General features: G+C 67.1%; 7 protein-coding genes. 2 read left to right on the top strand and 5 right to left on the bottom strand.

Going from position 1 to position 6899, the window contains the following annotated elements; genetic code table 11:
* Window positions 1-98: 98 nt before the first annotated feature.
* The 3 genes from AB0M27_RS45940 to AB0M27_RS45930 form a co-directional block, all read right to left on the bottom strand.
* Complete coding sequence (locus AB0M27_RS45940) at window positions 99-800, bottom strand: recombinase family protein (protein WP_365732063.1); 702 nt, start codon at window positions 798-800, stop codon at window positions 99-101.
* 285 nt (window positions 801-1085) lie between these two features.
* On the bottom strand, window positions 1086-1748 hold the full coding sequence (locus tag AB0M27_RS45935; RefSeq protein WP_359410436.1) for a methyltransferase domain-containing protein: 663 nt from the start codon (window positions 1746-1748) through the stop codon (window positions 1086-1088).
* Window positions 1749-1804: 56 nt separating this feature from the next.
* On the bottom strand, window positions 1805-2293 hold the full coding sequence (locus AB0M27_RS45930) for a hypothetical protein (protein ID WP_359410435.1): 489 nt from the start codon (window positions 2291-2293) through the stop codon (window positions 1805-1807).
* A 134-nt stretch (window positions 2294-2427) separates the two neighbouring features.
* On the opposite strand from AB0M27_RS45930, the gene AB0M27_RS45925 reads away from it, so the two are divergent.
* Both AB0M27_RS45925 and AB0M27_RS45920 read left to right on the top strand, forming a co-directional pair.
* A complete protein-coding gene (locus tag AB0M27_RS45925) occupies window positions 2428-3666 on the top strand; it encodes a sensor histidine kinase (RefSeq protein WP_365732060.1) in 1239 nt (412 codons plus the stop codon).
* Complete coding sequence (locus AB0M27_RS45920) at window positions 3654-4304, top strand: response regulator transcription factor (protein ID WP_101401131.1); 651 nt, start codon at window positions 3654-3656, stop codon at window positions 4302-4304. The genes AB0M27_RS45925 and AB0M27_RS45920 overlap by 13 nt, the downstream gene beginning before the upstream one ends.
* Window positions 4305-4457: 153 nt before the next feature.
* Here AB0M27_RS45920 and AB0M27_RS45915 read toward each other — a convergent pair whose 3' ends face one another.
* Both AB0M27_RS45915 and AB0M27_RS45910 read right to left on the bottom strand, forming a co-directional pair.
* Window positions 4458-5867 carry a restriction endonuclease gene (locus tag AB0M27_RS45915; protein ID WP_365732057.1) on the bottom strand — a complete coding sequence of 470 codons (1410 nt, stop codon included), beginning with the start codon at window positions 5865-5867 and terminating at the stop codon, window positions 4458-4460.
* A gap of 20 nt (window positions 5868-5887) precedes the next feature.
* The gene (locus tag AB0M27_RS45910; protein ID WP_365732055.1) at window positions 5888-6679 is read right to left on the bottom strand and encodes a hypothetical protein; all 792 of its coding nucleotides are present in this window, start codon (window positions 6677-6679) and stop codon (window positions 5888-5890) included.
* Window positions 6680-6899: the final 220 nt, after the last annotated feature.

Genomic DNA, 6899 nt, shown 5'->3' with positions numbered 1-6899 from the left:
GCGTACTTCGGCAAGTGAGCCGGTAACAGCCGGTCATCGGAGCGCGGGCGGCCCGCCGGAGGCATCGGCTTCCGTCGCCGGACCGACCCGAAGGGTGTTTACAGGGCAAGGTGCTCGCGCAGCTTTCCGCGCTGGGCGGGTAGCGCATCCCCGATGGAGAGGCCAAGCGTGGGGAACTTCTCGGCGATCTCGGCAGGGTCAAGAATGGGATCACTGACGGGAATCTCCCACTTGCTGCCATGGCGCTTCCAGGCGTCGAGGTCAGGCTCGTTCGGGCGGATACGCTTCACGATGCCGTCCACGACGTAGACCATCGCCTTGGCGTGCGGGCGTTTGTGGTCGGCCAGGGGCCAATACATGCGGTCGGCGTCGTACTGCGCCTTGCTGCGGTCGCCCTGTCCGGTCTCGTCGTAGTGGCGGCCGTCGGAGTCGGTTTTGGTCTTGCCACTGCGGTAGACGACGTAGGCGAAGTCTCCCTCGTCGGTCAGGGCCCGGTAGACGGTGGCGCGGCTGGTGTGGAAAGTGTCGGCGATCTGCTGCACGGTGTACTCCTCGCTGTCGTACATCTGGCGTGCCATGCGGACTTGGGTGGCGGTCAGGGTGGGGCGGCGGCCGCCGGTACGGCCGCGCGCGCGGGCGGAGGCCAGGCCCTCGTGTGTGCCTTCGACGATCAGTTCGCGCTGGAACTCGTCGATGGCGCCGAGCATGTGGAAGGGGAGGCGGCCGGTGGGGGTGAAGGTGTCGATGCCCTGCTTGAGTACGAGCAGATCGATGCCGCGCTCGCGCAGGGTTCGCGCGATTGTGAACTACTGCCGGGGGTGGGCGGATCGGGCGGTCGGTAGTGAGGGTGGGCTGTCGCTCGATCGAGTGTCGTTGGCGGATCGACGCCGAGACGGGGACCCTACCGGGATACTTGAAGCGATGACCACGGCAGCAGAGTGATGAGCGCATGTGGGTCTCGGCGTGGGCTTAACCGGCGCGGCTGTCGCCATCGCGGTGCTGTACTGGCTGTGGGTTCGCATCGGCTGCCGCTGCCGGGCACGGGATGATTCCGCCGAGGCGGAACACCTGGGCTGGGCTACCGATCAGCTCTCAGGTCCTCGAAGTGAGCGCTGCGATCGGGCGCAGGGTTGAAACCGTGCCAGATAGGCGAGGGTCGAGCCGCTCCTGGTGCTCAGATGCAGGCCGGACGCGTCGGCGAGACGGTGCAGAGGGCCGAAGGGGATCCAGTGCCGGTCGAAGAACTCGCCCACGACCAGCCGTCCTGCGGGGGTGAGCACCCGTACTGCCTCATCGAGCACCCGTTGTGGTTCCGGGATCTCGCCCAGTGCGGTCACCAGATACATGGCGTCGAAGGTGTCGTCGTCGAAGGGCAGCTCGCGGGCATCCGCATGGGTGGGCACGATGTTGGGTACGGCGCGCTGCCCCGCGCGGTGCATCACGTGGCGGAGCATCTCGGGTTGGATGTCGAGGATGTCGAGCTGCCCGTGGGGCCCGAGTTGCGGTGCGATGTGCAGCGACTGCAGTCCGGTGCCGGGCCCCACTTCGAGGATCCGCTCGCCCGGGCTCGGGGTGAGCACCGCGTCGAGCCGGGCGGATGTGAGGAACGGCAACGGCAGGTCCAGCAGGCTGCGTTGGGCGTAGGGGTACGGCGCCTTGTCGCCGAACCACCAGGCGCCTGCGGCGGCAGCGGCACTGAGGGCGCAGGCCCAGCGCAGGCGCGGTGCGGTCAGGACAGCAGAGCCCATGGTGTTCTCCAGTTCTGTGGTATCCGTGGTTGCAGCCCGGGTCGGTGTGGCGGGTTTCATGGGGTGCGGGGCAGCGCTCGAACCGCCAGGCGGACGCATACCGCTGCGAGCGGAAGTTCTGCGAACAACGCCATGACCAGCGCCGCGCGCAGTTCGCTCCCGCTGGCCGCGGTCATCGTGTCGAACCAGGCGTCGACGGTGAGCAGGGCGGCCGTCGCGGCGGCGGCCGGTGCCAGTCGCCGATCCCCGCGGGTAGCCAGCAGACCTGTGGTGATCAGGCCGACCGCCTCCAGCGCGTCCAGACCCACCCAGGCGGCGGACCAGTGCGAGGCACGGAAGGTGGTCGGCAGGCTGGTGGCCAACACGACGAGCCACGGCAGCAGCGCCACCCCGCAGCCGGCCAGGACAAGACCCCGCCGTCGGCCTGGAAGGCGGTCCGGACGACGGCGCTGCGGGCTGGGGAGCGATCCCGTGCGCGGGCCGTGCGGCCTGCGTATGCCGCGCTCGGCGTCCGGCTCCGGGAACAGTTCGATGATTTCCTGCATGCCCTTCAGCCTGAGCCGCACAGCGATCACAGTCAGTAATGCCGAGTGCCGTTCTCAGGGTGGTGCCAGCTTCACCATCGATCCGGATGCACGGTGCATGGCATAGCCCTCACCTGGCGTTTTACGGTCGAGCCATGACGATTCCCCGGGCGCTGCGGCGCAGAGTTGTTCGGGTCCGGCGGGACACCGGTTTCTTGGCGGCCGGGATTCCGCTGCACCTTGCGCTGGTGCCGTTGTGGAGCTGGATGGCGAGTGTCGCGAAGTCGAGGGCGTGGCCGGTGCTCCCGCTCCCGTTTGTGCTGATCTTGCTCGGTGTGCTTGCGCTCACCGCTGTGCAGCGACGCCGTTACCGGGTGCTGCTGGGAGTGGAGATCCTCCGGCTGCCGGCCGCGCGCGAGCAAGGGTGGCTGAGGCGCGCTCTGCGGTGGCTATCCGTGGCCCAGACCTGGCGGCAGGCCGGATACCACCTGCTTGTCGGTCCGCTCCTGGCTGTGGTGGAGCTGGGGGTGCTCGCTGCGTGGGTCGCGGGCCTTGCTGGCGTCACCGTCAACGGGTGGGCCTGGATGTTGCCGGTCCAGGTTCGCCTGGACTATGCCGACTACGCGACCCAAGCGGTGTACTACACCGCGGCCGGCGTGCTGCTGCTGTGCGCCGCACCCTGGCTGACCGGGCCGGTGACCCGCGCCGAGACCCGGATCGCGCTCGCGCTGCTCGGGACCAGCCGCTCCCAGCAGCTTCAGCAGCGTGTCGAGCACCTATCCGAGAGCCGCACCGACCTGATCGACGCCGTCGATACCGAACGCCGCCGCATCGAACGCGACCTGCACGACGGCACCCAGCAGCGCCTAGTCTCCCTCGCGGTCAACCTGGGCCTGGCCAAGGCCACCCTCACCAACCTGCCGGACGAGGCCCGCACCGTGATCGACGAGGCGCATCGCGAGGCGAAGGAGGCCATCGCCGAACTCAACGACCTGGTGCGCGGCCTGCACCCGGCCGTCCTCGAAGACCGCGGGTTGGACGCGGCGCTGTCCGGGCTGGCCGCCCGGGTACCGATCCCGGTACGGCTGCGAGTCGACCTCGAGGAGCGAGCGGCGCCCACCGTGGAGTCGGTCGCCTACTTCGTGGTCTCCGAGGCGCTCACCAACGTCACCAAGCACGCCCGCGCCACCCGCGTGGACGTCACTGTCAAACAGATCGGGAGAATGCTGCGCGTGAACATCACCGACGACGGGATCGGCGGCGCCGACACCTCCACCGGCAGCGGACTGAGCGGGCTGGCCAAACGGGTCGGTTCCGTCGACGGCACCTTCCACATCAGCAGCCCGGTCGGGGGCCCGACCACCATCGCCGTGGAGCTGCCATGCGAGCCGTGATCGCCGAGGACTCACTGCTGCTGCGCGTCGGGCTCGTCAAGGTCCTGGAAATGGCCGGCTTCGAGATCGCCGCCGAAGTCGGCGACGCCGAAGCCCTGCTTGCGGCCGTCGAGGAACACCGGCCCGGGCTGGCCCTGGTCGATGTCCGCATGCCACCCGGCTTCACCGACGAAGGCGTGCGCGCCGCGCTGGTGATCCGTAAGCAATGGCCGCAGACCGCGGTGGTACTGCTCTCGCAGTACGTCGAGGAGCGGTATGCGGCCGACCTGCTGACGGCCAACACCAGCGGCGTCGGCTACCTGCTCAAGCAACGCGTCGCCGACGTGGAGGAGTTCGTGGCTTCCGTTCGGCGGGTTGCAGCCGGGGGCACGGCACTGGATCCACAGGTGGTCGCCCAGCTGCTCGTGCGCCGCCGCAGTGACCCGCTCGATCGGCTGACGCCACGCGAACGGGAGGTACTCGCCCTGATGGCCGAGGGACGCTCCAACACCGGGATCGCCGAGGCCCTGGTCGTCAGCGACAGCGCAGTGGCCAAGCACATCAACAACATCCTCGCCAAACTCGACCTGCCCGCAGCCGACGCCGACCACCGGCGCGTTCTCGCCGTCCTGAGATTCCTCGGCGCTTCCCCGACCTAACCGACCCGCCGCCCGCACCCCTACCGCCGTTCGGCCCAACAGACCGGCAAGCCAACAAACGACGTCTCGCGGACACCGAGCCACGTGGAAAGCGGTCCCGGAAGGTCGGGCTACCTCAGGACACCGGAAGCCAGCGTTCTGGGTCGGGCGCCTTCACAGCAGCCCTACATGCTGCAGTGCTTCTCTTACGGATGGCTCCTTCAAAGAATGGCCGTGCTCAAGGCTCTTGAGTAGCACGTCCTCCTTGTGGATGCGGTCGAGGTGGAAGGTGGACCAGGCGCGGCACCTGCGACACAGCTGACGCATGAGGAATGGGCGCAGCAAGTGGAAGCGTCGTTCGCTGTCGATCAGGTACAGGCTGCCGACTTCCAGTCCGGGATGGTCCTGCTCCAGGGTGCTGATCGGCACGATCGGGTGGTCGCCCATGAGGCGGTGGTGATCGACGGATGCTTTGTGCCGCAATGCGTCCCAGCGCAGCGCGGTGATGTGGGCCAGCGGCAGGTCTGCCAGAAAGAGGGCGCGTTCGAGGAGAAGACGAAGGTCTGCGAGTGCGGTCTGCAGGAGTCCAGGCAAGTCGAGTGCATCTGCTCGCCGGGTGTGGGATTCGTCGTTGCGCAGGCCGTACAGTCGCACTCGGGCTGCGAGCACGTCCTGGTCGGCTCCGAAGGACACGAACTCGGTCAGAGGGTGGTTGGGCGGCAGTCCCAGATGTCTGGCGGCTGAAGGAAGTTCTTGCAGGACTTCAACCCAGTCACCGAAGCCGGGAGCTGTGCCGCCGGAGGTGAGACGCCTGCGAATGACGGCTATCCGCGGGATGGTTGCCCCTTCCTCGTGCGCAAGGGCGGCCGCGACCAGGGCGCAGTAGCAAAAGAGGATCTCGGCTGTCTCAAGGGCTGCTTCGTAGGCGGGCTTTGGCTCGTCATCGAGGCTTGCCTTGGCCTCCACGTCGCGCCATCGCATGGCGATGGGGTAAGGCAGTGTTGTGCGGTAGATGTAGCCCATGTCGTCGAGTTGAGCGGCTGCCTCTACACGCAGGCGCAGGATGCGGCCTTCTTGGATGATGCGTTGCCTGGCTGCTTCGCGGTCGTCGTCGATGAAGGTGGATTGCCGCAGTGAGGTGGCTTCGCGGTGCCAGGACAGGGTGCGTTGCCGTGCGACGTTGAGGTCGTCCAGCGCGTTAGCGAGTGGTTCGTCAGGTGTGGGCAGGGGGAGGTTTTGGAGCACTGGCCACTGAATTCGACGGATCGTTGAGCCAGTCGTATAGCGTTGCAAGACGGCTGAGTTGAGGTAGGCAGCAAGCAGTCGCAGATAGTGGTCTTCCACGGGCTGTTTGGGGCGGAGCGCGATGTTCATCGAGCCCTCGAGCGCAGCGGGCAGGTCTTCTGAGGCGATGACGGCCACTGCGGGTCCGCGTGTGGCGGACTGATTGAGCACGCTCTGCATGACGATGTCGCCGGCCTGCAGCTGCCGTTCCTGGGGGATGGCCGCCCACACGGCATCCGTTGCCTCGGCGGGCACGAGCGTCCCGGTGAGGGAGAAGTCGCGGAACCGCAGCAGCCGCACGGCGCCGGGAGCACCGGGGCTCAGGTCGGCAAAGCGTCCTTGCGGACAGTCTTGACGCGTTCGAACATGTCGCCGACCGTGCGGTTCGTATGGCTTGACTCTGTGTTCGTGCTCGTCTCGGGGTCATCGGCCAGGGGTGCGGCGGCCGCTGAAGGGTCGAAACGCCAACTGGCTTCCGCAGGCCACAGCTGTTGGAGCACGTAGCCGTGCTCTGTTGCCCCGGATGGCAGGCTCAGCAGATATGCCAACTCTTGGTCGAGGGTGGTTGCATCGCCTGTACGCGGGACACGGAACGCGTACACAACCTGCGGTTCGGCAGCATGTGCACGCAAATAGAGCAGTGCAAGCTGCTCAGACGGATGCACCTCGGGAAAGGCTCCGGTGGAATACAGAACGGCGGCCGGCTGCCACCGACGTACCACGGCCGCCCGGAAGCCCTGGTGCCGTCGAGATGTAATCCACGAGGCAGGTAGCAGAAGGCCAAACAGCGTGGTGTCAGATGGCGGCGCTATCTCCCCCACCACTGCTCCGAGTGGATCACCGGGTGCCGAAGTGCTGCCGTGAGAGATGAGGTCACTCAAATCCGGTACGAGCACGACCGGTTGCTCACGAAGTTGCGCAGTAGCGACTGCTGCTGCTTCTCCCCATCCTGGCGCTTCGAGATCGTCCGTACTGAGACGCTGCCCTGCAGGATGGACTCGGACCACGCTGACGACCACGGGAGCGCTGCCGCCAAGACAGGTTCCAGCCTGAAGGGCGGACTCAAAGAACAGCCGTGACGACTCTGGATTGCCTACCGTCGGATCTGCCATAGACGCCACTCTTGCGCCTCCCCGGGTCCCGTGATGGAGCGCAGTCTATGGTGAATGATCGCGCCTGGCAGCCGGTTGAGATCGCCCTCCGTGGCCGTGCAGTTGGGCCCTGGCCTCATCTCGCTCGGCCTAGATGATCGATTCCAAGGGATCGGCTGCGCGCACAAGGGGAGGGAGCCCAACGTCGGTGTGTGAAGACAGAGTTGGACTCCCTCGCCAC

Origin of the sequence: Streptomyces sp. NPDC052107, assembly GCF_040680215.1 — a bacterium.
Lineage (GTDB): Bacteria > Actinomycetota > Actinomycetes > Streptomycetales > Streptomycetaceae > Streptomyces.
The sequence above is the reverse complement of the archived record's forward strand: the minus strand, read 5'-3'. Positions and strand labels throughout refer to the sequence as shown.